The following is a 24120-nucleotide window of genomic DNA, read 5'->3' as shown; positions in this document are numbered from 1 at the left end:
ATCCCATTTTCCAGGAGATCCGTTCATGTCGGCGCTTTCGCTCAGCAACATCGCCGTACGCTACACCGGACAGGCGCGACCCGCCGTCGAGGGCGCATCGCTCTCCGTCGGCCATGGCGAATTCGTCGTGCTCACCGGCCGCTCCGGTTGCGGCAAGTCGACCTTGCTCAACGTGGCGGCCGGCCTGGTCCTGCCCGAACGCGGCGAGGCCTTGGCCGATGGCCGGCCGATCGAAGGGCCGGGCGCCGACCGCGCCGTGGTTTTCCAGAGCGATGCGCTGTTTCCATGGTTTTCCGCCCGGGACAACGTCGCCTTCGCGCCCAGATTGCGCGGCATCGGCGAAAGGCAGCGGCATGCCCTTGCCAACGATTTGCTCAAGCGTGTCCGCCTCGACGGCCTGGGTGACAAGCCGGTATGGGAGATGTCCGGCGGCATGCGCCAGCGTGTCGGCCTTGCCCGCGCGCTCGCCGCTCAGCCCGAATTCCTTTTAATGGACGAACCGCTTGGCGCACTCGACGCCTTGACCCGCGAGCGCATGCAGACGCTGCTGCTCGATATCTGGACGCCGGGCAATCTCGGCGTGCTGATGGTCACTCACGGTATCGAGGAGGCGCTGCTGCTTGGCACCCGCGTCGTCGTCATGGCGCCCGATCCCGGCCGCATCGCCCACTCGTTCGAGGCTGGTTTCAGTCGCCGCTATGCCCAGGGCGAACCCGTCCGTTCGATCAAGGCCGACCCGGCATTTGCCGAGGCGCGGGCAGAGCTCGCCGACGCGATCTTCGAAGGAGAGCCGGCATGACACTGCTGCATGCCGAACGTGTTCGGCACGAACGGGCTGAACCCGAGATTTCGACGGTGCGCGCGCCACGCAGCGAAACACCCCGCCGCGGGCTGTCGTCGCGCAGCATCAGCGCCATCACCATCCTGGTTGCCCTCTTGACGTGGACCCTCGTCACCAGGCTCGGGCTGGTCGCGCCGCTGTTCCTGCCACCGCCGCAGGATGTGCTTGCCAAGTTCTGGACGGTGGCGTCGCAGGGTTTCGTCGACGCGACGCTTTTTCAGCATCTGGTGGCGTCGCTCGGACGCGTCTTCGCCGCACTCGTGGCGGCCACGCTCATCGGCATACCGGTCGGCCTCGCCATCGGCGCCAGCCGCATCGGCCGTGGCATCTTCGATCCCGTGCTCGAGTTCCTGCGGCCTATCCCGCCGCTCGCCTACCTTCCCCTGATCATCATATGGTTCGGCATCGGCGAAGAGGCCAAGGTGCTGGTCATCGCGATTGCCATGGTGGCGCCGATCGCGCTGTCGACGGCCTCCGGCGTGCGCGGTGTCCAGCAGGATCGCCTCAACGCCGCGCGCTCGCTTGGCGCCACGCGCCAGCAGGTCATCCGCTTCGTCGTCTTGCCCAGCGCCCTGCCGTCGATCCTCACCGGCCTGCGCATCGCGCTCGGCGCCGGCTGGACCACTTTGGTCGCTGCCGAGCTTGTCGCCGCCACAAGGGGGCTCGGCTTCATGATCCAGTCGGCGGCTCAGTTTCTCGTTACCGACGTCGTCGTGATGGGCATACTGGTCATCGCCGCGGTCGCCTTCGTACTCGAATTCGGCTTGCGCTTTGTCGAACGCAGGCTTGTGCCCTGGGCCGGCCGCGAGTAGCGGTCGGCCGAGGCTGCGGCCCGGCACTTATGCCCGCATGGTTTCGCGCATGGCGCTGCGTCCGCGCAGCATGGGTAGCCCCAGCGTCACCAGCACGAAGCCGGCTGTCACGACCTTGAGGTCGCTTGGCTGCAACCCGATCGACAGCGCCAGCGACACGAGCTGATAATAGACCATTGCACCGACGACAGGCGCCAGCAATTGCCGGGTGACGGTCTGCCGCCCGGTGATGGTTTCGCCGATGACCAGCGAGGCGAGACCGTTGATCAGGATGCCGGTGCCCATTCCGACATCGGCATAGCCCTGCAATTGCACGATGAGCGCGCCGCCAAGGGCGGTCAGGCCGGAGGCGACACCCAATCCGACGATCGTGTATGTCCAGATGCTGATGCCGAGCGATGGCGCCAGCTCCGGATTGATGCCGATGACGCGCAGCGCCGCCCCTGCCTGCGTGGCCAGGTACCAGCGCAATGCGACCAGGGCCACGACGATCAGCACGGCGAATGTGGCGACCTGCAGCCGAACGTCGGTCAGGATGGCCGGGTTGATCTGGGTGAAGATGTTGTCGGTGTTGAACAAGGCGATGTTCGAGCGCCCGAGAACGCGCATGTTCACGCTGTAGAGTGCCGTGAAGACCAGGATGCCTGCCAGCAGCGAATTGATGCGAAAGCGCAGATGCACCAGCGCGGTCGCCGCGCCGGCTCCGACACCGGCGAGCATCGCGACAACGGTTGCCAAGAGGGGCGGATATCCCGCCAGCAAAAGCGTGGCGCAGACGCAGCCGCCAAGCGGAAACGCACCTTCGCTGGTCAGATCAGGAAAGCTCAGCAAACGGAACGGGATCATGATGCCGAGCACCAGGAACGAATAGATGAGGCTTTGCGACAGCGTCACCGGCACGAGATTGAGATAGGCGTGGATCACGTCCATTGGTCAGGTTCCGAGCAGCATGCGATCATTTTCGATTCTGAACTTCTCGACGAGATCGGCAGGCGTGAGTCTTGCTTTCTCGGTGCCGCCGATGTCGTCGCGGATGCGGCCGGCATCCATCATGACGAGCCGGTTACCGGTCTCGATCGCCTGGCGCATGTTGTGGGTGACCATCAGCGTGGTCAGCGACTGCTCCGCGACGATCCGCAAGGTCGTCGCCATGATCAGGTCGGCGGTGCGCGGGTCCAATGCTGCCGTATGCTCGTCGAGCAACAGCAGCGAGGGGCGCGACAACGATGCCATGATCAGGGACAAGGCCTGGCGTTGCCCGCCGGAGAGCTGGGCCACCGGCGTCGACAACCGGTCTTCCATGCCGAGCGCCAGACCGGCGAGCAGCGCCCGGTAGCGGTCGCGCTTGGCACCGTCGAGATGACGTGCGAAGCCTCTGCGTTGCCCGCGCTGTTCGGCCAGGGCCAGGTTTTCCTCGATGGTCATGGCCGCTGCAGTACCGATCATCGGGTCCTGGAAGACCCGCGCGATCATGCCCGCCCGCCGATGTGCTGCAAGGCCGGTGATGTCCTGGCCGTCCAGGGCGATCGAGCCGCCATCCGGCTCGATCGCGCCCGCGATGGTGTTGAGCAGCGTCGATTTGCCGGCGCCGTTGGAGCCGATGATCACGACGAAGTCGCCGCGATCAAGCGCAAGGTCCACCCCGTTCAACGCCGGTCGCGCTCCGGCAAGGCCGGCGTTGAAGGTTTTGCGTAAGTCCGCGCAGACAAGCAGGGGCATGCTCACCGCTGTCACTTGAGCAGCCATGGACTGTCCTTGAGCGCTTCCGGAACCGTCAGGCCGACGGCTGCGAGACCCTTGGGGCTGACATAGGCGTCGAAGTCTTCGCCCTTGGGAACATAGGGCGCAATGTCGGCCGGCTTCTCGCCCTTGAGGATGCGGTCGGCGATATCGGCGGCATGCTCGCCATTCTTGCGATAGGAGATGGCGTGGAAACCGGCGAGCTGGTCCTTGAGGTCAGGGGCGTAGACCGAGTTGAACAGCGGCAACTTGATCCTCTGCGCCACCTGGGCAACGACCGGTACCGAGGTCTGCACCACGTTGGACTGGATGAGGAAGATGGCGTCCACCTGTCCGGCGAAGGTCTGGACACGCTGGGGCAGGTCGTTGGGATTGTCGACCGGCACGCCGACGATTTCGATCCCGGCCTTTTCGGCCGCCTTGTGGATCAGCTCCATATTGGAGGTGTCGTTGTCTTCGCCCGGATTGAACAAGGTCCCGACCTTCTTGACGTCGGGCAACACCTTCTTGATGTAGTCGAAGGAAGCATCGAAGTCGGGCAGCATGGACGCGCCGGTGCTCCAGGCCGAGCCGTGCTGCCAACTCGGCACGATGCCCGCCACGACCGGGTCGACGACCGCGCCGAACACGACCGGGATCGACTTGTCGGTAATGCCGCGCACCGCCGCCTGGTTGAGGCCGGTAGTGATGGCGAGGATCAGCGCCGGATGCTTGGCTTCCACCTGCTGCAGGATTTGCGGAACAAGGCTGCGGTCGAAATTGGCGTGCTGGAAGCCGTAGGTGACGTCCTTGCCTTCGACGTAGCCCAGTTCGCTCATCCGGGCCTTGAAGCCTTCGGCGACCTGGTTGAGCGCCGGGTGCTCGCCGAAGCTGGCGATCTCGACCAGCTTCGGGTCAGCCAGGGCTGCGCCATTCGCGGCGGTGAGCAAGGCTGCAGCGAGCAGCCACTTCATCAATTTCACGACACGCTCCTAAGGTTGGGATTACACGATGGAGGGACGCCAGTTCTGTTCGGCGACCCGCAGGAAATTCTCGCCCAGCACGCCAAGTATGGCCGTCTCCGAATAGCCATGGCGTTCCAGCGCTTCGACCAGCTCGGGCAGGACTTCGGGTTTGACATCGGCCCAGGGCGGACGCGGATAGCCGCGCAACGCCATCATCGGACCGGAGTCGTAGAGCTTGGTCATGAAGGGCTGGTAGAAAACGGTGTCGAGGCCGAGGCCGACATGTTCGGGCCCGACGAGCTGGGCGACGTAGTCGATATGGCGCATCAGCGCCGGAACGTCGGAACGGTTGTCGTCGGTCAGGAAGGCGCCGATGGAGTTGATGCCGACAACGCCGCCGCGGCGGGCGAGTGCCTTGATCTGGACGTCGTCGATATTGCGCTCGTGGTTCTTCAGTGCGCGCACGCTTGAATGCGAGAACACCACCGGCTTTTCCGATAGTTCGATGATGTCGAGCGACGTGTTGATGCCGGCATGGCTTGCGTCGAGCATCATGCCGACGCGGTTGGCCTCGGACACGAAGGCACGACCCAGCATGGAAAGCCCGGCATCCGAGGGCTCGTGGCAGCCGTCTCCAAGCGGGTTGCGGGTGTTGTAGGCCACGATCATCCAGCGGATCCCAAGCCGGTACCAGCTGTCGATCATCGCCGGCTCGTGCGCCGCCGGGCCGGCACCTTGCAGATGCAGGCCGATCGCCATCTTGCCCGACTGCTTGGCAGCGCGGATGTCGGCCACGGTTTCGATGAGCTGGTAATCGTGGGCGCGTTGTTCGAACCAGCGCCTTTGTTGGGAGAGATGCCGGAACGTCGGCTCCGGTCGGTCCCAGTCGGCGCCGATTGTGAGCGACAGGAAGGAGAACCCCGCGTCGCGATAGCGGACCAGCATGTCAGGTCCTTCATCGAGACATTCGGGAGTCCAGCCCACGGCACTTTCCCAGACGACAGCCTTGGCGATGAGGTTGTTGGCTGAAACAGTCACGTCGTCTGCACCCGCTGAGCAATGAAGTCCAAGCGGTCAGCTAATCGGCAATCTCGTCGTTGCGCTATTGGCGGGAATGGGTTTGATTGTTTCATACTTGAACCAATCAAGGCTCCGCCATGCCGACAACGCCCGATCCATTCGACCTGATGATCTTTGCGCGCGTTGCGGAAACGGGGAGCTTCAGCGCTGCCGCTGAACGGCTTGGTCTGCCGAAGTCGACAGTGTCCCGGCGTATCACCGTCCTCGAAGCCCAGTTGGGAGAGCGCCTGCTCCAGCGCAGCACGCGGCGCAACTTCCTGACCGAGATGGGCCAGCGCATTCTCATCCCCGCCGAACAGATCATCCACGAGGTGGATGCAGTCATGGCGGTCGCCGAACACCGGCAGGTGACCCCGTCGGGACGGCTGCGTGTCTCCGTTCCCGGCGACCTTGCCGCAATCTCGCTCGCACCGATGCTGGCTGAATTCAGCAAGGCATATGGCGAAATCCAGCTCGAACTGGATTTGTCGCCTCGTTATGTCGACGTCATTGCCGACGGTTTCGATCTCGCCATACGGATCGGTGGCGAAGCGCAGGACCTGAGGTTGACCACCCGGCATCTGGTCGACCTCGGTATCGGTCTTTATGCCTCGCCACAGTACAGGGATCGCGCCGGCCAGCCCGATGCGCCCGAAGCCCTCGCAGAGCATGACGTGCTGGTGCTGCTCGCCGATGGCGTTCCGGTCAACTGGGTTTTGAACAAGGACGCCCAGTCGGTTCCCGCCGATATGTCGGGACGACGGGTCTGCGCGAATTCTTACGAGTTGCTGTTCCGCCTGGCGCGCTCGGGCGCCGGCATTACGGCGATGCCCGATCTTTTCGCGCGGCCTTACCTGGCAAGCGGCGAACTCGTCCGTATCCTGCCGGCATGGAGTCTTGCTCCGGCCATGGTGCGCGCCGTCTTTCCGAGCAGGCAACTGATGCCGCGCAAGACGCGGGTCTTCCTTGATGCGCTTTTGGGCCATCTCAAGCCGCGTCCGCTGAGGACGGCGCAGCCACTCCCGGCCTAGTCGGAAATCGCCGGCACTGCAGGCGGCGTCGCAACAAGCCGTCGGCGTGCCGAAGGCGATGGCGTCATAGTCGGCGAGTTCGCTTGGTGTGGCCAGGGGCGTGTCGTCGTGCCGGATGCCCGCCTTGAGCAGCATCGCTGCTTCGTCCATCAGCTCGGGAACGCGGCAGCACCAGGATCTTGGACGTCGGAATCTCCTTCTGCCGGCCGCAGCCAGAAGAGAAAAAGTTGTTGATTGTCTGGAGGGAGACGCCGCCCGAAGGCGGCGCATTTGTTCAGGCAGTGGCGAGCCTGGCTGGAGCCGGCTTGGCCTGCTGGGCGCGCTGGCTGAGCCAGACACTGCCGAGTACAGCGACCATGCCGAAGATCTGTGCAGCGCTGAGCGACTGGCCGAGCACCAACCAGCCGAGGATCACGGCGGTCATCGGGCTGAGGAAGCCGAGTGGCGACACCACAGACGGTTCCAGCCGGGCGATGCCGCGGAACCACAGAATGTAGGTCAGTGCCGCACCGATCAGACCTAGCCAGGCGAGGCCGAGCAGGTTGGCGGTGGTCAGTGAAGGCAGTGACGGTTCTTGCATCAGGGCGATGGGGAGCAGCAGCAGGCCACCTGATGTCAGCTGCCAGGCGGTGAAGGTCAGCGGCGTGACTGGCGGCTGCCACCGCCGGCTGAGTACCGTGCCAGCGGCCATCGACACGGCACCGGCGAGGCCGGCAGCGATGCCGATGGGGTCGAGTGCCGCATGCGGCGTCAGGATCAGCAGCGCCACGCCAGCCATGCCGGCAAGGGCAGCCACGATCGAAAGCGGGCGGATCGGCGAGCCGAGCAAGGCGCGGGCGAGCAGGATGACGACCAGCGGCTGGATCGCACCGACGGTTGCCGCCACCCCGCCCGGCAGGCGATAGGCGGCAACAAACAGCAGCCACCAGAAGACCGAGAAGTTGAGCGCGCCGAGCACGAACACACGAGCCCACCAGATGCCCTGTGGCAACTGCCGGACGAGCAGCAGAAGCAGCAGGCCGGCTGGAAGCGCCCGCAGCATGGCAACCGTCAGCGGGTAGCCGGCGGGCAGAAACTCAGTCGTCACGATATAGGTGCTGCCCCAGATCGCAGGGGCGATTGCCGTCAGCAGCAGGTCGGTGTTGCGCGTCGTCATGGCTGCATCTCTCTTTACATCGAGTATCTTGATTTCAAGATAATCCATATTCTCTTGACGTCAAGAGAAATAATCGGAATGGTGAGCCATGGATCAGGTTGACGACATTCTTGCCCAGTGGAACCGCGAACGGCCCGACCTCGACGTCGCGCCGATGGGGCTTATCGGCCGCGCCAACAGAGTATCGCAGCATCTCGGCCGCGAGATGGAGAAGACCTTTGCCGCGCATGGGCTGAACTTCGCCAGCTTCGACGTGCTGGCGACGCTGCGTCGTTCGGGGCCGCCTTATGCGCTGTCACCCGGCGATCTCTCGGAGACGATGATGATCACCTCGGGCACCATGACCAACCGCGTCGACCAGCTGGAAAAGGCAGGCCTCGTCGAGCGTCGGCTCAACCCCGACGACCGCCGCAGTCTCATCGTCTCCCTGACCGACAAGGGCTTCGCCATCATCGACGCCGCCGTCACCGACCATGTCGCGACGCAGACGCGCATCGTCTCGATGCTGTCCAAGGAGGAGCGGGCGGCGCTCGACGCGCTGCTCAGCAAGTTTTTGGTCGGATTCGAGAGCGTTTGACATCAGCTACGGCCAGCCTGGAATTAACCCTCCCCACAAGGGGGTGGGAGACCAGGGTGCCGCCACAATATCTCGCCCTTTCGGGCAGGATTTGGCGGGTCACCCCGCCAGCGCCTGCTCCAGGTCGGCGATCAGGTCATCGCCATCCTCGATGCCTGCCGACAGCCGCACCAGCGAATCCGAGATGCCGATCGCGGCGCGCTTTTCCGCCGGGATAGAGCCGTGCGTCATCAGTGCCGGGTGCTCGATCAGGCTTTCGACGCCACCAAGGCTTTCGGCCAGCGTGAACAGCTGCGTGCGTTCGAGAAAGCGCTTGGTGCCGGCGAGGTCACGGTCGAGGTCGACCGATATCATGCCGCCGAAATGATGCATCTGCGCCTTGGCAATTCCATGCTGCGGATGGCTGTCGAGCCCCGGATAGATCACCCGTCCCACATCCTTGCGCCCTTCCAGCCAGCGCGCGATCTGGGCGCCGTTCTGCGAATGCCGCTCCATGCGCAGTGCCAAGGTCTTGATGCCGCGCAGCGCCAGGAAGCTGTCGAATGGTCCGGAGATCGCACCGATGGCATTCTGCAGGAACTTCAGCTGGTCGCGCAGTTCCTTGTTGTCGCCCACCACGACGCAGCCGCCAACCATGTCGGAATGGCCGTTGAGATATTTTGTCGTCGAATGCACGACGATGTCGATGCCGAGCTCCAACGGCCGCTGCAGATAGGGGCTGCAGAAGGTGTTGTCAGCGACCGAAAGCACGCCCTTGCGCTTGGCGAGCGCCGCGACCCCTTCAAGGTCGACAATGCGCAGCAGCGGGTTGGTCGGCGTCTCGACCCACAGCATCTTGGTCTCCGGCCGGATCGCCGCCTCGACGGCGGCGAGGTCGGTGAAGTCCACGAAGCTCACCTGCAGCCCGGCGGTACGCTTGCGCACCCGCTCGAGCAGGCGGAACGTCCCGCCATAGATGTCGTCGGTGGCAACGATATGCGCGCCTGCGTCGAGCAGCTCGAGCACAGTGCCGATCGCCGCCAGCCCGGAGGCGAAGGCGAAGCCGGCGGAGCCGCTTTCGAGGTCGGCGATGGCGCGCTCGAAGGCAAAGCGCGTCGGGTTCTGGCTGCGGGCGTACTCAAAACCCTTGTGCACGCCCGGGCTCTGCTGGCCATAGGTCGAGGTGGCGTAGATCGGCACCATGACGGCGCCCGTCGTCGGGTCGTGGCTCTGGCCGCCGTGGATTGTGCGCGTCGAAAATGCCAGCCGGTTCTTCTGCGTCGTCATTTTGCTCGCCTGAGATGGTTGATGAGGTCGACCCGAGTGATCAGCCCGACAAATTCCTCGCCGTCGAAGATGATCGCCACTTCGTTGCGGTCGAAGATCGGCAGCAGCGCATCGAGCGTCTGGTTTGCCTGCAGCGTGTGCAGGTCCTTTGCCATCGCCGTCGAGACGGGTGCGTTGAAGCGGTTCCAGCGGCTGTCATAGGGTCCTTCGACAACAGCCAGTATGTCGCTCTCGTCGACGATACCGACGAGCTTGCCGTCTTCCAGCACCGGTAGCTGCGACACGTCCCCACGCCGCATCCGGCCATAGGCCGTCAGCAGGCTGTCGCCAGGTCCGACGAACACCGTGCCGCCCTCGCGATGCGAGCGCGCCACCAGGTCGCTGAGATCGCCATGATGTTCGCGCTCGTCCAGCCCCTGTTCGGCCAGCCAGAAGTCGTCGAACACCTTGGATAGATACTTGTTGCCGCTGTCGCAGACGAAGGTCACCACGCGCTTTGGCGTCTTCTGCTCGCGGCAGTAGCGCAGGGCCGCCGAAAGCAGCGTGCCCGACGACGAGCCGGCCAGGATGCCTTCCTTGGCAAGCAGGTCGCGCACGGCCAGCATGCTTGCCTTGTCGTTGACCGTGTAGGCGCGTCTGACCAGCGACAGGTCGCAGTTCGGCGGCACGAAGTCCTCGCCGATGCCTTCGACGGTCCAGCTGCCTGCCTCTTCCATCTTGCCGGTCTTGACCAGCGGCGCCAGCACCGAGCCCAGCGGATCGGCCAGCACCATCTCGGTCTTGGGCGACACTTTGGCGAAGAACCGCCCGAGCCCGGTCAGAGTGCCGCCCGAGCCGACACCCACCACCACCGCATCGACATCGCCTTCGAGCTGTTCCCAGATCTCCGGACCGGTCGTCGTCTCATGTGCAAGCGGGTTGGCCGGATTGGCGAACTGGTTGACATAGAACGAACCAGGGGTCTCGGCGGCGATCTTTTCCGCCATGTCCTGGTAATATTCGGGATGGCCCTTGCCGACGTCGGAGCGCGTCAGCCTGACCTCGGCGCCGAGCGCGCGCAGGTGCTGGATCTTCTCGCGGCTCATCTTGTCGGGCACGACGAGGATGATGCGGTAGCCCTTGGGGATACCCACTTGCGCCAGTCCGAGCCCGGTATTGCCAGCGGTCGCCTCGACAATGGTGCCACCGCGCTTGAGCTTGCCCTCGCGCTCGGCCGCGGCAATCATCGAAAGTGCGATGCGGTCCTTGATCGAACCGCCGGGGTTCTGGCTTTCGAGCTTGATGAACAGCCGGCACAGGCCGGTGTCGAAACGCGTCAATTCGACAACGGGCGTTTCGCCGATCAAATCGAGCACGGACCTGAAGGGCGGATTCAAGCGGCTCATGGCGGCGTCTCCCTCGGCAGGCAGGTTCATCGGAATATCCCATGTCGGGCGGGCGGATACCAGCCGCCCGGAAGCGTGTTGCGGCCGTTTGGCCATCCTGGCCGCATTTACCGGTGCTGCCCCAAACGAACAAAGGCAGGGCTTTTCGTTTCGTACGAAAGCTTGAGAAGGAAATTCTCACGCGCCAGCTTTAGTTCCGTTTGCGGGCAATACATTTCTCTTTCCGGCTGTTGTTGACTCTCCACTTGGTGGAGCACCTAGAAGGGCTGTCATGGACGACAGGATCTACACCATCGGTGAGCTTTCCAGGCTGAGCGGCATCACCGTTCGCAAGCTCCGTTTCTACTCCGACAGGGGGCTTTTGCCCCCGACGGTCAGGGCGGAGAGCGGCTACCGGATGTATTCGGGCGTCGATCTCGAACGGCTCGGGCTCATCCTTGCCCTGCGCGATGCCGGCGTAAGTCTCGCCGACATCGGCAAGATCCTGTCCAACCGCCTCGCCATCTCGGCCGTGCTGGAGCTCAGGCTCAAGGCGCTCGAGGCGGAAATCAAGTCCAAGCGCCGTGTCGCCGCCGCCCTCAAGGCGGCCATCCGGGTTCCCGACCCGACAACAGACGACCTCAGGAGAATATGGACCGTGACAAAGCTCTCCCAGACTGAATTCCGAGCCGCCATCGAGCGCTTCTTCGAAGACGTGGCCTCTGAAGCCAATGTCTCGCCGGAATGGAAGAAGCAGATGATCGACGCTTCGACACCCGACCTGCCCGACGACCCCACGCCCGAGCAGGTCGACGCCTGGACCGAGATCATGGCCTTCGTTTCGGACAAGGAATACGCCATGGAGCTGCGCAACAGCATGTCGTCGATGTGGGACGGCGCGTTCGATCCCGCGGCCTATGCCGAGGCCTCCAACGCCATCTTCGCCCGCGTCCGCCAAGCCATCGACAAGGGCGAGACGCCGGGGTCCGAAACCGGCAAGGCGATCGCCCGAGACTGGCTGGCCAGTTCGGCCAAGGCGATGAACAGGACACCCGACAAGGCCTTCCTCGACTGGCACGACAACCAGTACCGCAAGTACCATTCGCGGTCGGCGCGCTATTACGAACTGCTGCGCATCCTCAGGGGCGACCGCCAGCCCGACACGATCAGCGAAGAGTGGAGCTGGATCAACGGCGCCATGGCCGGGGCGCTGTAGCCAACGAGCGCGTCATCGCCAACCTGTTACCGATACCGCCGGCGGCTACCGTGGTGGCTTGGAAGGCGTGGTGTGCGGCATGACTACAGCCGATACCCAGCGGACTCGAGGGCAAACAGCATCAACACACAAATCCCGAGTAGTACGAATATCGAGAAAGCGAACACTACACGATAGCTAACTCTTCGCCCAACACTGTCGTTAGACAATGTTGGATGGAGTTTTTGTGCCATCATGTTCGCTATCACGTTTAGCGCCACTATAACCACGAAGCCAAAGATCCACATTCCCCAACCGTTCATCTGGGTATCTCCCGCGATTAGCTGCAAATCCCATTAGCAGGTTGGACGGTAGACTACAGTATGCTTCAGCGCCTCGCACCTCGTCAGCGGCTGGAAATTCTCGTCCAGCAATTTGAATCACTAATCCGCACGGCGTTTCTTGATACCATCGACGACATCCGGTCATCATTCTGCGGCTCATCATCGATGGTGGTGCAACGGGCGACATGACCCGCGGGTATTGGTTGCCGCGTTATCCGAGGGGGCCAGGGGCGAACGAGGCGAGATTGTATTCCCGGTCGATGCCGAAGAACGAATTTCATCAGGTGCAGCGGTCGGGCGTAGTCGCCAGCCAAACGAAAAAGGGCCCGCGATGTGGGCCCTTTTGTTGTTCGTCGGTCTCAGGCTATTCAAACTCGCCGAGGTCGCGGACGGCACCGCGGTCGGCCGAGGTGGCAAAGGCGGCATAGGCCTTCAGCGCCTTGGTCACCTTGCGCTTGCGCACTTCCATGGGCTTCCAGCCCTTGGCGTCCTGCTCGGCGCGGCGGGCGGCGAGCGTCGCTTCGTCGACACGCAGGCTGATCGTGCGGTTGGGGATGTCGATGTCGATCATGTCGCCCTCGCGCACCAGCCCGATCGTGCCGCCATTGGCCGCCTCAGGCGAAACGTGGCCGATCGACAGGCCCGATGTGCCGCCGGAGAAGCGGCCGTCGGTCAGCAGTGCGCAGGCTTTGCCCAGGCCCTTCGACTTGAGGTAGCTGGTCGGGTAGAGCATTTCCTGCATGCCGGGGCCGCCCTTCGGGCCCTCGTAGCGGATCACCACCACGTCGCCGGCTTTGATCTCGTTGCCAAGGATCGCCTTGACCGAGGCGTCCTGGCTTTCAAAGACGCGGGCAGGGCCCGAGAATTTCAGGATCGACTCGTCGACGCCGGCTGTCTTCACCACGCAGCCGTCGCGCGCGATGTTGCCCTTGAGTATGGCGAGGCCGCCGTCCTTGGAGAAGGCATGTTCGGCCGAGCGGATGACGCCCTTTTCGCGGTCGAGGTCGAGATCGTCCCAGCGCCGGTCCTGGCTGAAGGCTGTCTGCGTCGGCACGCCGCCGGGGGCGGCGAGGTAGAAGTCGCGCACCGCCTGGCTCTTGGTCCGCGACGTATCCCAATGATCGATGGCTTCGCCGATCGTCGCGGTATGCACGGTCGGCAGGTCGCGGTTGAGCAGGCCGGCTTTGTCGAGCTGGCCGAGGATGGCAAAAATGCCGCCGGCGCGATGCACATCTTCCATGTGCACGTCCGACTTTGCCGGCGCGACCTTGCACAGCACCGGCACCTTGCGCGACAGCGCGTCGATGTCGTCCTGGTCGAAGTCGATCTCGCCTTCATGGGCCGTGGCCAGGATATGCAGCACCGTGTTGGTCGACCCGCCCATGGCGATGTCGAGCGCCATGGCGTTTTCGAATGCCCCCTTCGAGGCGATGGAGCGCGGCAGCACGCTCTCGTCATTCTGTTCGTAATAGCGCTGGGCGAGGTCGACGATCAGGTGGCCGGCCTCGACGAAAAGGCGCTTGCGGTCGGCATGGGTCGCCAGCGTCGAGCCGTTGCCGGGCAGCGACAGGCCAAGCGCTTCGGTCAGGCAGTTCATCGAATTGGCGGTGAACATGCCCGAGCACGAGCCGCAGGTCGGGCAGGCCGAACGCTCGATGATCTTGACGTCTTCGTCCGAAACCTTGTCGTCGGCGGCGGCGACCATCGCGTCGACCAGGTCGAGCGCGACGTTCTTGCCGCCGAGCACCACCTTGCCGGCTTCCATCGGGCCGCCCGAGACGAACACCGCCGGGATGTTGAGGCGCATCGCTGCCATCAGCATGCCGGGCGTGATCTTGTCGCAGTTCGAGATGCAGACCATGGCGTCGGCACAATGCGCGTTGACCATGTATTCGACGCTGTCGGCGATGATCTCGCGGCTCGGCAGCGAATAGAGCATGCCGTCATGGCCCATGGCGATGCCGTCGTCGACGGCGATGGTGTTGAATTCCTTGGCCACGCCGCCGGCGGCCTCGATCTCGCGGGCGACCAGCTGACCGAGGTCCTTCAGGTGCACGTGACCGGGCACGAACTGGGTGAAGGAGTTTACGACAGCAATGATCGGCTTGCCGAAATCGGTGTCTTTCATGCCGGTGGCGCGCCAAAGGCCACGGGCACCCGCCATGTTGCGGCCGTGGGTGGTGGTGCGCGAACGATAAGCAGGCATGGGGGCTCTCTCATACAATAGATGGCTAACAGTGGGATTGAGCCACTATCGCCCTTGCGTCAACCATTTTTCGCCTGAGCAGGTATCTGGCATGACGACAGCGGGCAGCTGCCATGCATGTCGTGCAGTGCAGGCGCGGTTTCAAGCCTTGGAATTGGCCGATTTCCGGCCCTTGCGGCCGCGTCGCAGCTCCGCCACGCCGACGGTCAGGCCCATCGCCAGCGCCATGGTGGCGGCAAGCGAGCGGAAGCCGCCGAAATCGGCTTCGGCCACCTCGAACCACACCTTGGCAAACTGCGCCAAGGGCGAAAACGCGCTGTCGGTGATCGCCACGACAGGCACGCCGTTTGCCGATAGTACCCGCGCCTCCTCGACGGTTGCCGAGGCATAGGGCGAGAAGCTGATGGCGATGACGGCATCTTTCGGTGTGGCGAAGGAAATGATCTCCGGGCTCAGCCCCGAGGCGGATTCGATCAAATGGCTGCGCACGCCGAGCTTGCCCAGCGCATAGGCGATGTAGCTGGCGACCGGGTAGGAGCGGCGGCGGGCCAGGATGTAGATCGTCTCGGCGCCGTTGAGGAGATCGATAGCCCGGTCAAGCGTCTCGTCGTCGATGTTGCGCGACATCACGTCGATAGACTTGCTGGCCGCTGCCAGGAAACCATCGACGATGCGACGATTGCTGGTGCCGTCGTCGGCATCCCCGCGCACCACGGTCAGCCGCTCTTCGTAGGACGTCGTGCGCTCGCGCAGTCGCTCGCGGAAAACCTGCTGCAGGCTGGTGAAGCCGTCATAGCCGAGATGCTGGGCAAAGCGGATCAGCGTCGAGGGCTGCACGCCGGCGGAACTGGCGATGCTGGCGGCAGTGCCGAAGGCGATCTCGTCGGGATTGTCGAGCGCATAGGCCGCCACCTGGGCGATGCGCTTGGGCAGGCTTTCCCTGCGGTCGAGGATCAGCGCCCTCAGCGCCTCGAAATCCCGTGGCAGTGCCTCCGAAACAGTGTCCGCCATGTCGTCCATTCCGCCTCCGCCTATTCCACCATAACGCCGCCACTGCGGGCTGTCCAAATAAAATGAACTGTATGTTCCATTTTAGCCAAAATTCGACTATTCAATCCGCCATGAGCATGATCCCGAAAAATGGGAACCGGTTTTTGGACAAGATCATGCTCCGGCAAGAAAGCTTGAGCCCGTTCCGAGCCTTTGGAATGCGAGCTCTATAAACCGGGAGAGCGTGAAGTGACAGGCGTAGGTCTTATCGGAACCGGCTTCATGGGCAAGTGCCATGCGCTGGCGTGGAATTCGGTGCGCACGGTGTTCGGCGACGTCGACAAGGTCAGGCTCGTCCATCTCGGCGAGGCCAATGCCGACCTCGCTGCCCAGCGCGCTTCCGAACTCGGTTTCGAAAAGTCGTCGGGCGACTGGCGCGCCGTCGTCGCCGATCCGGAGGTCGACATCGTCTCGCTGACCACGCCTAACCAGTTCCATCCGGAGATGGCCATCGCCATCCTCGAAGCCGGCAAGCATCTGTGGTGCGAAAAGCCGATGGCGCCGACATTGGCAGAGGCTGAAGCCATGGCCGCGGCTGCCCGCAAATCGGGCAAGGTAGCCGTGCTCGGCTACAACTACATCCAGAGCCCGGCCATCCGTCACATCAGGCAACTGCTCGACGAAAAGATAATCGGCGACGTCAACCATCTCCGCGTCGAGATGGACGAGGACTTCATGGCCGATCCCGAAGCGCCGTTCTTCTGGAAACACGAGGCCAAGTCAGGCTACGGCGCGCTCGACGATTTCGCCGTCCACCCGCTGTCGCTGATATCAGCCCTGTTCGGCCGCGTCGGCCGCGTCATGTGCGACATGGCCAAGCCCTATGCAGATCGCCAGGTCGCCGGCGGCGGCCGCCGAGCGGTCGAGACCTATGACATCGCCTCCAGCCTGATCCATCTCGAAAACCGCGTTCCCGGCACGCTGCTGGTCAACCGTTCCGCCTGGGGGCGCAAGGGCCGCATCCAGGTCCAGATCTTCGGTTCCAAGGGCTCCATCGTCTTCGATCAGGAGCGCTTCAACGAAATCCAGCTTTATGTCACCTCGGACCGCCCGACCGAGCAAGGTTACCGCACCATCCTCGCCGCCCCCGTCCATGAGCCCTACGGCAAGTTCATCCCAGCCCCCGGCCATGGCCTCGGTTTCAACGACCTCAAGACCATCGAATGCCGCGAACTGCTCGCCCGCATCGCCGGTCAGCCGGCGCGTGTCATCGACTTCGACGAGGGCCTTGAGATCGAGCGCACGGTGCACGCCATGGCGCAGTCCTTTGCCGAGCAGAAGTGGGTGAAGGTAAGGTAGGCAAGTCTCTCAAGACTTGGGTTCCTCGCCCCACACCGTGGGAGAGGTGTCACGGCAAAGCCGTGACGGAGAGGGGCCTTTTTCAGCGCACGCCACTTCGCCGAGCGGCGTTCGGCCATCCCACCTGCACGACATAAGCCGCCAGCAACATCGCGGCGTTCATCTCCAGCACTTCCTCGACGGCGGCGAGCGCGCGTGATGAGGCTGCGATGTCGATCGCCTGCGCCAGCCCGATGAAGCCGACATGCAGAAGGAGCAGCGCATGGCCCGACGGCCATGTCGTTGTCCCCGCCATGCCTTGCCTGATGTGGCGCAAGGCGAGCAACACCAGCCCTGCTGACAGCGCGAGTATCAGAGCGACCAGAAGCCAGGCGAGGCCGTGGCTGACATCGCGCAACATGCGGTAAGCAAGGATCAGGAGGTCGTGGAAACCGTCGAGTTGTCCGCCGCCATAAAGCCCCAGTGGCTGGAAGCCGAACAGGCGGGCGCCGAAGCTGGTCTCGTCGAGCAGCTCGGCAAACCCGATCAGGCCGGCAAGCACGACCGTAATCCTGGGACCACGTCGCAGCGTCGAAGCCGCGGCGCCAAACACGGCGGCAGCCAGGAAGAGCACCGTCCCCGTCTCGACGATACCGTCTTCCATGAGCAACAGGTGACGGATGCCGGGCGCAACGATCACCGCAAGTGCCGCAGCGGTGGTGACGGCGCCGACGAGCGCCAGCGCCACCACGAGAAACCGGATCTGGCCGCTCCGCCGCGGATCCGGCGTTGCGCCGGCAAGTATCGGATGCGCAAATTCTGCCACGGGCCCCTCCTGTCGTAAGACCGTCACCAAAGCGTCACGCTACGCTTCATTCCGGCGAAGCAAGGGCGGGGCCGATCACTCTTGGCGACCGTCTGTGATGAGCCGGCTTCATTTCGCGCAAGTGTCGGCCAGGTCCTTGCGCCACCTTTTCGGAGTGTTGCGATGTTGCCTCGCCCCGCTCCTGCCTGATATTGCCCGGCCTGCCGCGCATGCGGCGCCAAAGGCCGGAACGTAACCGATGATCAAGCTCCCCAACCTGCCGGTGATGGCGGTACTGCCGCAACTTGCCGAAGCGCTTGCGGCCGGCAATAGCGCCGTGCTGGTAGCACCTCCCGGCGCCGGCAAGACCACGCTGGTGCCGCTGGCGCTGCTCGCTGCGCCCTGGCGTGGTGATGGTAAGGTCGTGCTGCTCGAGCCGCGGCGGCTAGCTGCCCGCGCCGCCGCCCGCCGCATGGCTTCGCTGCTCGGTGAGGAGCCGGGTGGCACAGTCGGCTACGCCATGCGCATGGAAAACAAAGTCAGCGCGAAGACGAGAATCCTTGTCGTCACCGAGGGGGTGCTCGCCCGCATGATCCTCGAGGATCCCGAGCTGCCGGGTGTCGCCGCCGTCTTGTTCGACGAGTTCCACGAGCGTTCGCTCGACGGCGATTTCGGCCTCGCGCTGGCGCTCGACGTGCAGGGCGCGCTGCGCCCCGATCTCCGGCTGATCGTTATGTCGGCGACGCTCGACGGTGCCCGCGTCTCGAAGCTGCTCGACGGCGCCGAGGTGATCGAAAGCCAGGGCCGCAGTTTCCCGGTCGACATCCGTTATGACGAGCGCCCGGCGGGCGTTGCCATCGAGGACGCCATGGCCAAGGCGATCCGTGACGCGCTCGCCGACGAACCGGGCAGCGTGCTTGCCTTCCTGCCTGGCCAGCGCGAGATAGAGCGCACCGCCGAGCGCCTCGATGGCCGTGTCGGCGCGGATGTCGACATCGTGCCGCTCTATGGCATGCTCGACGGCAAGGCCCAGGACGCGGCGATCAAGCCAGCGCCGGCAGGCCGCCGCAAGGTGGTGCTGGCGACCGCAATCGCCGAGACCTCGATCACCATTGACGGCGTCCGTGTCGTCATCGATTCCGGCCTGTCGCGGCTGCCGAAATACGAGCCGGCGAGCGGCCTGACCCGGCTTGAGACGGTGCGCGCCTCGCGCGCCGCCGCCGACCAGCGTGCCGGCCGTGCTGGTCGCACCAGCCCGGGTGTCGCCGTGCGCCTGTGGCGTGCCGAGCAGACGGCGGCACTGCCGGCCTTCTCGCCGCCCGAAATCCTCGAGGCCGATCTCTCCGGCTTCCTGCTCGATTGCGCCGCCTTCGGCGTCGCCGACCCGACGACGCTCGCCTTCCTCGACCCTCCGCCGGCGCCCGCTTTGGCCGAGGCGAAGGCGCTTCTCGTCGAGCTCGAAGCCATCGACGCCGATGGCCGCCTGACGGCGTCCGGCCAGGCGATGCGTAAGCTGGCGCTGCCGGTTCGGCTCGCCCACATGGTCGCCGAAGCGGCGCGTCAAGGCGCGGCGCTTGAGGCAGCGCAGCTTGCCGTGCTGATGACCGAGCGCGGTCTCGGCGGCGACAGCGCCGATCTCGAACGCCGCCTGCAGCGCTTCCGCAACGAGCGTTCGCCCCGCGCCAATGCGGCGCGGCAGCTGGCGGAGCGGCTGGCGCGGCAGGCAGGCACTGCCGGGCAGCCGTCAGATGATGCACCCACCCCTGGCGTCCTTCTGCTCTTCGCCTGGCCCGATCGTGTCGCCAAGGCGCGCGGCGAGCGCGGCCGCTTCGTGCTGGCCAATGGCAGTGGTGCTGCCGTCGACGCCGCCGATCCGCTCGCCGGCGAACAATATCTCGTCGTCGCCGATCTGCAGGGCAAGGCGCAGAACGCCCGCATCTCGTCTGCCGCCGCAGTCTCCGAGGCCGACATCCGCACTGTCCTCGGCTCGCATCTTGAGCGGAAGAGCGAGGTCAGTTTCGATAGGGAAAAGCGTTCCGTCCGTGTTCGTGAAACCGTCCGCATCGGCTCAGTCACCCTGTCCGAACGCATGCTGCCGGCGCCCAAGGGCGAAGAAGCCGACCGCGCCATCCTTCAGGCCTTGCGCGCTCACGGCCTTGGCCTGCTCGACTGGGGCAAGGAGGCCGAGACGCTGCGCCAGCGCCTCACCTGGCTGCATCGCGGCCTGGGCGATCCCTGGCCCGACATGTCCGACGGGGCACTGCTCGACAGCCTTGAGGATTGGCTGCTGCCCTTCCTGCGCGGCGAAGCGTCCTTTGCCCGCGTCGGCACCGGCGTGCTTCACGATGCCCTTCTGTCGCTCGTCCCCCATGACCTGCAGCGCAAGATCGGCTCGCTCGCGCCGACCCATTTCAGTGCGCCCTCGGGCAGCCACGTGCCGATCCGCTATGACGGCGAATGGCCGGTCCTTGCGGTGCGGGTGCAGGAACTGTTCGGCATGGACAAGCATCCCTCGATCGCCGGCGGCACGGTGCCGCTGACGCTCGAGCTCTTGTCGCCGGCGCACCGGCCGATCCAGACGACGCGCGACCTGCCCGGGTTCTGGCGCGGCTCCTGGGCCGATGTGCGCTCCGACATGCGCGGCCGCTACCCCCGGCATGTCTGGCCCGACAACCCGCTGGAGGCGCAGGCGACCGCCCGCGCCAAGCCGCGCGGTACCTGAAACATGATCCCGAACCGAAGGTCGGCGTAGCGAAAAGCGGATGCCGGTTTTTGGCCGGGATCAGGCTCAAGCAACTGAAGCATGATCCCGAAAAGTGGATACCGGTTTTCGGACATGATCATGCTCAAACGACAAGCCAGGGCTTGGCGCGGGCGCGCCTTGCAGCGCATATAGCTGGCATGAACTCACTGATGCGCGCCCCCGACCTCCAGCAGAGCCACCGGCTCCGGCTCAACACGCTGATCCGCCTGCGTTGGCTCGCCATCGTCGGCCAGAGCTTTACCGTCGTCGTCGTCGCCTACTGGCTCGAATTTCCGCTGCCGGTCAGCCTGTGTTTCGCGCTCATCGCCAGCTCCGCCTGGCTCAACCTGTTCCTCGCCTTCCGCTATCCGGCGGCGCACCGGCTCAACCCCTTCGCCGCTTTCGGCATCCTCACCTTCGACAGCCTGCAACTGGCCGGGCTGCTGTTCATGACCGGCGGACTGACCAATCCCTTCTCGCTGTTGATGACGGTGCCGGTCGTCATTTCGGCGACGTCGCTGCCGCTGCGGTTGACCGCCATGCTGGCGGTCGTGGTCATCGTTATGGTCAGCCTGCTCGCCTTCTTCCACCTGCCGCTGCCCTGGTATGACGGCATCGTGCTGGCCATGCCCTTCATCTACACAGCCGGCATCTGGATCGCCGTCGTCTGCTCGATCGCCTTCACCGCCATGTATGCCTTCCGCGTCGCCGACGAGGCGCGACTGCTCGCCAATGCCCTTGCCGCCACCGAGCTGGTGCTGCAGCGCGAGCAGCATCTGTCGGCGCTCGACGGCCTCGCCGCCGCCGCCGCCCATGAGCTCGGCACGCCGCTTGCCACGATCACGCTCGTCGCCAAGGAGATGGAGCGTGCCCTCGGCAACGATCCGAAATTCGGCGAGGACGTCACGCTGCTGCGCAGCCAGAGCGAGCGCTGCCGCGAAATCCTGAAACGCCTCACCAGCCTGTCGTCGGAGGGCGAGGAGCATCTTGCCCGGCTGCCTTTGACCTCGCTGGTCGAGGAGGTCATTGCCCCGCATCGCGATTTCGGCATTTCGATCAAGCTCGACCCCGGTGATCGCATCGGTCCCGAGCCGGTCGGCCACCGCAATCCGGGCGTCATCTACGGCCTCGGCAATCTGGTCGAGAACGCCGTCGATTTCGCCCGCAGCCGCGTCACCATCCGCTGGAGCTGGGACGACGAGGACGTCAGCTTCGTTATCATGGATGACGGTCCCGGCTTCCCGCCGGAGATCATCGACCGCATCGGCGAACCCTACATGTCGACCCGCCAGGGTGCCGAACCCGGCGGCGGCCTGGGGCTCGGCCTGTTCATTGCCAAGACGTTGCTCGAGCGATCGGGTGCGGAGATCAGCTTCACCAATTCGAGCGGCCCTGGCGAGGGCGCAGTGGTCGAAATCTCCTGGCCACGCGCCGCCTTCCTGAGCCGGCTGCCGGCCGGCACGACGATGTTCGACACCGCCTGAACGGAGGCCGCGACGGGTGCTCCAGAGCGCTGGAGCCCTTGCGGCAAAACGGTTGCGATCGTCGCAGGAAGGGTCCCGCCATTGGACATCGGCGCTTTGCACCTATATCTGCATGGAAAAACGATAAGAACGACTGGGATCAACGACAAAAAGGATCAAAGGCGATGACCACCCAGGACATTGCATCCGGGTTGCCGGGCGAAGACCACTCACTGCTGCTCGTCGATGACGACAAGCCCTTCCTGACCCGTCTGGCCCGCGCCATGGAAAGCCGCGGCTTTGCCGTCGATACCGCCGAAAGCGTCGAGGAAGCGGTCGCCAAGGTGCGCTCGAATCCGCCGGCTTACGCCGTTGTCGACATGCGGCTGGGCGATGGCAACGGTCTCGATGTTGTGTCGGCCATCCGAGAGCGCCGCGAGGACACCCGCACCGTCATCCTGACCGGTTATGGCAACATCGCCACTGCCGTCACCGCCGTGAAGCTGGGCGCCATCGACTATTTGTCCAAGCCGGCCGATGCCGACGACGTTTATGCCGCGCTGACCAATTCTTCCGGAGAGCGCGCGGCACCCCCGGAAAATCCGATGTCGGCCGATCGCGTCCGCTGGGAGCACATCCAGCGCGTCTACGAGATGTGCGAGCGCAACGTCTCCGAAACCGCGCGCCGTCTCAACATGCACCGCCGCACGCTCCAGCGCATCCTCGCCAAGCGGGCGCCGCGGTAAGCAGACAAGGGAATAGGGGAGTAAGGGAGTAAGGGAGTAAGGAATAGTAAGGCCCGAAACCGATCTCCCTACTCACCTATCACTCGCTTTCCCCCTCCAGCGCCGGCACCGAAACGCCGGCCAGTTCCGCCGCCAGCAGGCGGGCAGCGCCGGCGCGGGCGATGCGCAGCATCAGCGCCTTGCGTGTCGCTGCCACCATCCTGTGCTCGGGCGCGTCGCGCATGATCTCCGCGCCATAGCCGTCCGACAGGATGAAGCCGCATTCATCGGGAAAGATCCCGGCCGGCACCTCGGGATGGGTGGCGAAGAAGAAGCGGTCGGAATGCAGCCGGTAGTCGGGCCATTTGCGGTCGACGCGGAAGTCCTCGATCGACGACTTGATCTCGATGATCCAGATGTCGCCCTGGCGCGTCAGCGCCACGAGGTCGGCGCGGCGGCCCGTCGCCAGCGACAGTTCGGGCAGCACATGGGCGCCCATCTGCATCAGCAGACGCTGCACGCCGCGGCGCACCAGCATGGCCCGCTCGGACTGGCGACCATCGATGAGAGGGTTGGAAGCAAGAGGTGAAATGATCGGCATGGACCAATCATCGCATCATTTGTTCACGTTTTGAACCCGTCAGCTGGATTATTCCAGCCACGCTCCCGCCACGCGTCCGCAAATAGCTACAGGTTGCATCATTGCGGCCTGTCGTTGAATCTGTTGGATTTTCCCGCGATGCGTGTTGCCGAAATGCCATAACCCGTCCCTTACGTTAACCCGGGGGCGGCTTAACCGGCACGCGAGGCTTGGCAAGCAAAACGCCTGCCCGGTAAGAATGGTGGCCAAAATGAGGCCGAATCGGTCCGGATGCGCTCTTGCTTGGGAACCCCTAGATGCAATTGAAGTCTCTTGCCATTGTCGCCGCCCTGGCGCTGACCACCGCTCTGGCGGGCTGTTCGACCGACGGCGTGTCGCGCATGTTCTCCAACGACTATGGCGGTCGCGTCGATGCCGGCTACCAGCTGCCGACGATTCCGATCAGCAAGGTCCCGCGCCAGTTCCATCGCCAGATCGTGCGCTACGAGACCGACGAGCAGCCCGGCACCATCGTTGTCGATACCGCGCAGAAGTTCCTCTACCTCGTCCAGCCCGAAGGCAAGGCCGTGCGTTACGGCATCGGCGTCGGCCGCGAAGGTTTCGAGTGGCAGGGCACGGCCCGGATCGCGGTCAAGCGCGAATGGCCGGTGTGGACGCCGCCCCCCGCAATGATCAAGCGCCAGCCCGAGCTCGCCAAGTGGTCGGGCGGCATGCCCGGCGGCCCCAAGAACGCGCTCGGCGCCCGCGCCCTCTATCTCTTCAACAAGGGTGGCGATTCCGGTTACCGCCTGCATGGCACGCCGGAATGGAGCTCCATCGGCAAGGCCATGTCCTCGGGCTGCATCCGCCTGATGAACCAGGACATTATCGACCTCTACAATCGCGTCGAAGTCGGCGCCAAGGTCATCGTGAAATAACAG

Annotated in this window: 21 protein-coding genes; 10 read left to right on the top strand and 11 right to left on the bottom strand. The window is 64.5% G+C overall.

The features are described 5' to 3' along the window. Nucleotides 1-25: 25 nt before the first annotated feature. Nucleotides 26-799: a taurine ABC transporter ATP-binding protein gene (locus DY201_RS02500; protein ID WP_115729839.1), complete on the top strand. Its 774-nt coding sequence runs from the start codon at nucleotides 26-28 to the stop codon at nucleotides 797-799. Further along, nucleotides 796-1653 carry a taurine ABC transporter permease TauC gene (gene tauC, locus DY201_RS02495; RefSeq protein ID WP_115729838.1) on the top strand — a complete coding sequence of 286 codons (858 nt, stop codon included), beginning with the start codon at nucleotides 796-798 and terminating at the stop codon, nucleotides 1651-1653. The genes DY201_RS02500 and tauC overlap by 4 nt, the downstream gene beginning before the upstream one ends. A gap of 27 nt (nucleotides 1654-1680) precedes the next feature. Here tauC and DY201_RS02490 read toward each other — a convergent pair whose 3' ends face one another. From DY201_RS02490 to DY201_RS02475, 4 genes are read right to left on the bottom strand one after another with little or no spacing between them, the layout of a single operon-like run. Beyond that, nucleotides 1681-2583 carry an ABC transporter permease gene (locus DY201_RS02490; RefSeq protein ID WP_115729837.1) on the bottom strand — a complete coding sequence of 301 codons (903 nt, stop codon included), beginning with the start codon at nucleotides 2581-2583 and terminating at the stop codon, nucleotides 1681-1683. A gap of 3 nt (nucleotides 2584-2586) precedes the next feature. Then, entirely contained in the window at nucleotides 2587-3372 is a 786-nt protein-coding gene (locus DY201_RS02485; protein WP_115729836.1) for an ABC transporter ATP-binding protein, read from the bottom strand. An 11-nt stretch (nucleotides 3373-3383) separates the two neighbouring features. Next, nucleotides 3384-4346, bottom strand: a complete 963-nt coding sequence (locus DY201_RS02480; protein WP_115729835.1) for an ABC transporter substrate-binding protein — start codon at nucleotides 4344-4346, stop codon at nucleotides 3384-3386. A gap of 30 nt (nucleotides 4347-4376) precedes the next feature. After that, complete coding sequence (locus DY201_RS02475) at nucleotides 4377-5375, bottom strand: dipeptidase (protein ID WP_115729834.1); 999 nt, start codon at nucleotides 5373-5375, stop codon at nucleotides 4377-4379. Between the two features lie 119 nt (nucleotides 5376-5494). On the opposite strand from DY201_RS02475, the gene DY201_RS02470 reads away from it, so the two are divergent. Next, complete coding sequence (locus DY201_RS02470; RefSeq protein WP_115729833.1) at nucleotides 5495-6427, top strand: LysR family transcriptional regulator; 933 nt, start codon at nucleotides 5495-5497, stop codon at nucleotides 6425-6427. A gap of 274 nt (nucleotides 6428-6701) precedes the next feature. On the opposite strand, the gene DY201_RS02460 is transcribed toward DY201_RS02470, so the two are convergent. Next, nucleotides 6702-7583: an EamA family transporter gene (locus tag DY201_RS02460; protein WP_207904363.1), complete on the bottom strand. Its 882-nt coding sequence runs from the start codon at nucleotides 7581-7583 to the stop codon at nucleotides 6702-6704. A gap of 88 nt (nucleotides 7584-7671) precedes the next feature. Between DY201_RS02460 and DY201_RS02455 the strand changes: the two genes are divergently transcribed. Further along, complete coding sequence (locus tag DY201_RS02455) at nucleotides 7672-8160, top strand: MarR family winged helix-turn-helix transcriptional regulator (protein ID WP_115729831.1); 489 nt, start codon at nucleotides 7672-7674, stop codon at nucleotides 8158-8160. Between the two features lie 99 nt (nucleotides 8161-8259). On the opposite strand, the gene DY201_RS02450 is transcribed toward DY201_RS02455, so the two are convergent. Next, on the bottom strand, nucleotides 8260-9426 hold the full coding sequence (locus DY201_RS02450) for a cystathionine gamma-synthase (protein ID WP_115729830.1): 1167 nt from the start codon (nucleotides 9424-9426) through the stop codon (nucleotides 8260-8262). After that, entirely contained in the window at nucleotides 9423-10811 is a 1389-nt protein-coding gene (locus tag DY201_RS02445; RefSeq protein WP_115733543.1) for a pyridoxal-phosphate dependent enzyme, read from the bottom strand. Before DY201_RS02445 ends, DY201_RS02450 begins: the two co-directional genes overlap by 4 nt. A 271-nt stretch (nucleotides 10812-11082) precedes the next feature. On the opposite strand from DY201_RS02445, the gene DY201_RS02440 reads away from it, so the two are divergent. After that, complete coding sequence (locus tag DY201_RS02440) at nucleotides 11083-12006, top strand: MerR family transcriptional regulator (protein WP_115729829.1); 924 nt, start codon at nucleotides 11083-11085, stop codon at nucleotides 12004-12006. Between the two features lie 687 nt (nucleotides 12007-12693). Here the strand turns inward: DY201_RS02440 and ilvD are convergent. Next, nucleotides 12694-14535, bottom strand: a complete 1842-nt coding sequence (gene ilvD / locus DY201_RS02430; RefSeq protein WP_115729827.1) for a dihydroxy-acid dehydratase — start codon at nucleotides 14533-14535, stop codon at nucleotides 12694-12696. Between the two features lie 141 nt (nucleotides 14536-14676). Continuing rightward, nucleotides 14677-15555: a MurR/RpiR family transcriptional regulator gene (locus tag DY201_RS02425; protein WP_115729826.1), complete on the bottom strand. Its 879-nt coding sequence runs from the start codon at nucleotides 15553-15555 to the stop codon at nucleotides 14677-14679. A gap of 219 nt (nucleotides 15556-15774) precedes the next feature. On the opposite strand from DY201_RS02425, the gene DY201_RS02420 reads away from it, so the two are divergent. Beyond that, nucleotides 15775-16884 (top strand): Gfo/Idh/MocA family protein, encoded by a 1110-nt coding sequence (locus DY201_RS02420; protein ID WP_115729825.1) that lies wholly within the window; start codon nucleotides 15775-15777, stop codon nucleotides 16882-16884. Nucleotides 16885-16966: 82 nt separating this feature from the next. Here DY201_RS02420 and DY201_RS02415 read toward each other — a convergent pair whose 3' ends face one another. Then, entirely contained in the window at nucleotides 16967-17689 is a 723-nt protein-coding gene (locus DY201_RS02415) for a hypothetical protein (protein WP_115729824.1), read from the bottom strand. A 238-nt stretch (nucleotides 17690-17927) separates the two neighbouring features. Here DY201_RS02415 and hrpB point away from each other — a divergent pair, with 238 nt between their 5' ends. The 3 genes from hrpB to DY201_RS02400 all read left to right on the top strand — a co-directional run bounded on the left by hrpB (nucleotide 17928) and on the right by DY201_RS02400 (nucleotide 22620). After that, entirely contained in the window at nucleotides 17928-20390 is a 2463-nt protein-coding gene (hrpB, locus tag DY201_RS02410; protein ID WP_115729823.1) for an ATP-dependent helicase HrpB, read from the top strand. 179 nt (nucleotides 20391-20569) lie between these two features. Further along, entirely contained in the window at nucleotides 20570-21895 is a 1326-nt protein-coding gene (locus DY201_RS02405; protein ID WP_115729822.1) for an ActS/PrrB/RegB family redox-sensitive histidine kinase, read from the top strand. A gap of 164 nt (nucleotides 21896-22059) precedes the next feature. Further along, nucleotides 22060-22620: an ActR/PrrA/RegA family redox response regulator transcription factor gene (locus tag DY201_RS02400; protein WP_115729821.1), complete on the top strand. Its 561-nt coding sequence runs from the start codon at nucleotides 22060-22062 to the stop codon at nucleotides 22618-22620. Nucleotides 22621-22699: 79 nt separating this feature from the next. On the opposite strand, the gene DY201_RS02395 is transcribed toward DY201_RS02400, so the two are convergent. Further along, nucleotides 22700-23200, bottom strand: a complete 501-nt coding sequence (locus DY201_RS02395; RefSeq protein ID WP_115729820.1) for an MmcB family DNA repair protein — start codon at nucleotides 23198-23200, stop codon at nucleotides 22700-22702. Between the two features lie 296 nt (nucleotides 23201-23496). On the opposite strand from DY201_RS02395, the gene DY201_RS02390 reads away from it, so the two are divergent. Further along, on the top strand, nucleotides 23497-24117 hold the full coding sequence (locus DY201_RS02390; protein ID WP_115729819.1) for a L,D-transpeptidase: 621 nt from the start codon (nucleotides 23497-23499) through the stop codon (nucleotides 24115-24117). Nucleotides 24118-24120: the final 3 nt, after the last annotated feature.

The sequence above is a fragment of the Aminobacter aminovorans genome (genome assembly GCF_900445235.1).
Taxonomy (GTDB): domain Bacteria; phylum Pseudomonadota; class Alphaproteobacteria; order Rhizobiales; family Rhizobiaceae; genus Aminobacter; species Aminobacter aminovorans.
This window is presented reverse-complemented; position numbering and strand designations above follow the sequence as displayed.

What these genes read in the sequence shown, in the direction of transcription:
- DY201_RS02500 (WP_115729839.1), top strand. Translation starts at nt 26, where the DNA reads ATGTCGGCGCTTTCGCTCAGCAACATCGCCGTACGCTACACCGGACAG.
- tauC (WP_115729838.1), top strand. Translation starts at nt 796, where the DNA reads ATGACACTGCTGCATGCCGAACGTGTTCGGCACGAACGGGCTGAACCC.
- DY201_RS02490 (WP_115729837.1), bottom strand. Translation starts at nt 2,583, where the DNA reads ATGGACGTGATCCACGCCTATCTCAATCTCGTGCCGGTGACGCTGTCG.
- DY201_RS02485 (WP_115729836.1), bottom strand. Translation starts at nt 3,372, where the DNA reads ATGCCCCTGCTTGTCTGCGCGGACTTACGCAAAACCTTCAACGCCGGC.
- DY201_RS02480 (WP_115729835.1), bottom strand. Translation starts at nt 4,346, where the DNA reads ATGAAGTGGCTGCTCGCTGCAGCCTTGCTCACCGCCGCGAATGGCGCA.
- DY201_RS02470 (WP_115729833.1), top strand. Translation starts at nt 5,495, where the DNA reads ATGCCGACAACGCCCGATCCATTCGACCTGATGATCTTTGCGCGCGTT.
- DY201_RS02460 (WP_207904363.1), bottom strand. Translation starts at nt 7,583, where the DNA reads ATGACGACGCGCAACACCGACCTGCTGCTGACGGCAATCGCCCCTGCG.
- DY201_RS02455 (WP_115729831.1), top strand. Translation starts at nt 7,672, where the DNA reads ATGGATCAGGTTGACGACATTCTTGCCCAGTGGAACCGCGAACGGCCC.
- DY201_RS02450 (WP_115729830.1), bottom strand. Translation starts at nt 9,426, where the DNA reads ATGACGACGCAGAAGAACCGGCTGGCATTTTCGACGCGCACAATCCAC.
- DY201_RS02445 (WP_115733543.1), bottom strand. Translation starts at nt 10,811, where the DNA reads ATGAGCCGCTTGAATCCGCCCTTCAGGTCCGTGCTCGATTTGATCGGC.
- DY201_RS02440 (WP_115729829.1), top strand. Translation starts at nt 11,083, where the DNA reads ATGGACGACAGGATCTACACCATCGGTGAGCTTTCCAGGCTGAGCGGC.
- ilvD (WP_115729827.1), bottom strand. Translation starts at nt 14,535, where the DNA reads ATGCCTGCTTATCGTTCGCGCACCACCACCCACGGCCGCAACATGGCG.
- DY201_RS02425 (WP_115729826.1), bottom strand. Translation starts at nt 15,555, where the DNA reads ATGGACGACATGGCGGACACTGTTTCGGAGGCACTGCCACGGGATTTC.
- hrpB (WP_115729823.1), top strand. Translation starts at nt 17,928, where the DNA reads ATGATCAAGCTCCCCAACCTGCCGGTGATGGCGGTACTGCCGCAACTT.
- DY201_RS02405 (WP_115729822.1), top strand. Translation starts at nt 20,570, where the DNA reads ATGAACTCACTGATGCGCGCCCCCGACCTCCAGCAGAGCCACCGGCTC.
- DY201_RS02400 (WP_115729821.1), top strand. Translation starts at nt 22,060, where the DNA reads ATGACCACCCAGGACATTGCATCCGGGTTGCCGGGCGAAGACCACTCA.
- DY201_RS02395 (WP_115729820.1), bottom strand. Translation starts at nt 23,200, where the DNA reads ATGCCGATCATTTCACCTCTTGCTTCCAACCCTCTCATCGATGGTCGC.
- DY201_RS02390 (WP_115729819.1), top strand. Translation starts at nt 23,497, where the DNA reads ATGCAATTGAAGTCTCTTGCCATTGTCGCCGCCCTGGCGCTGACCACC.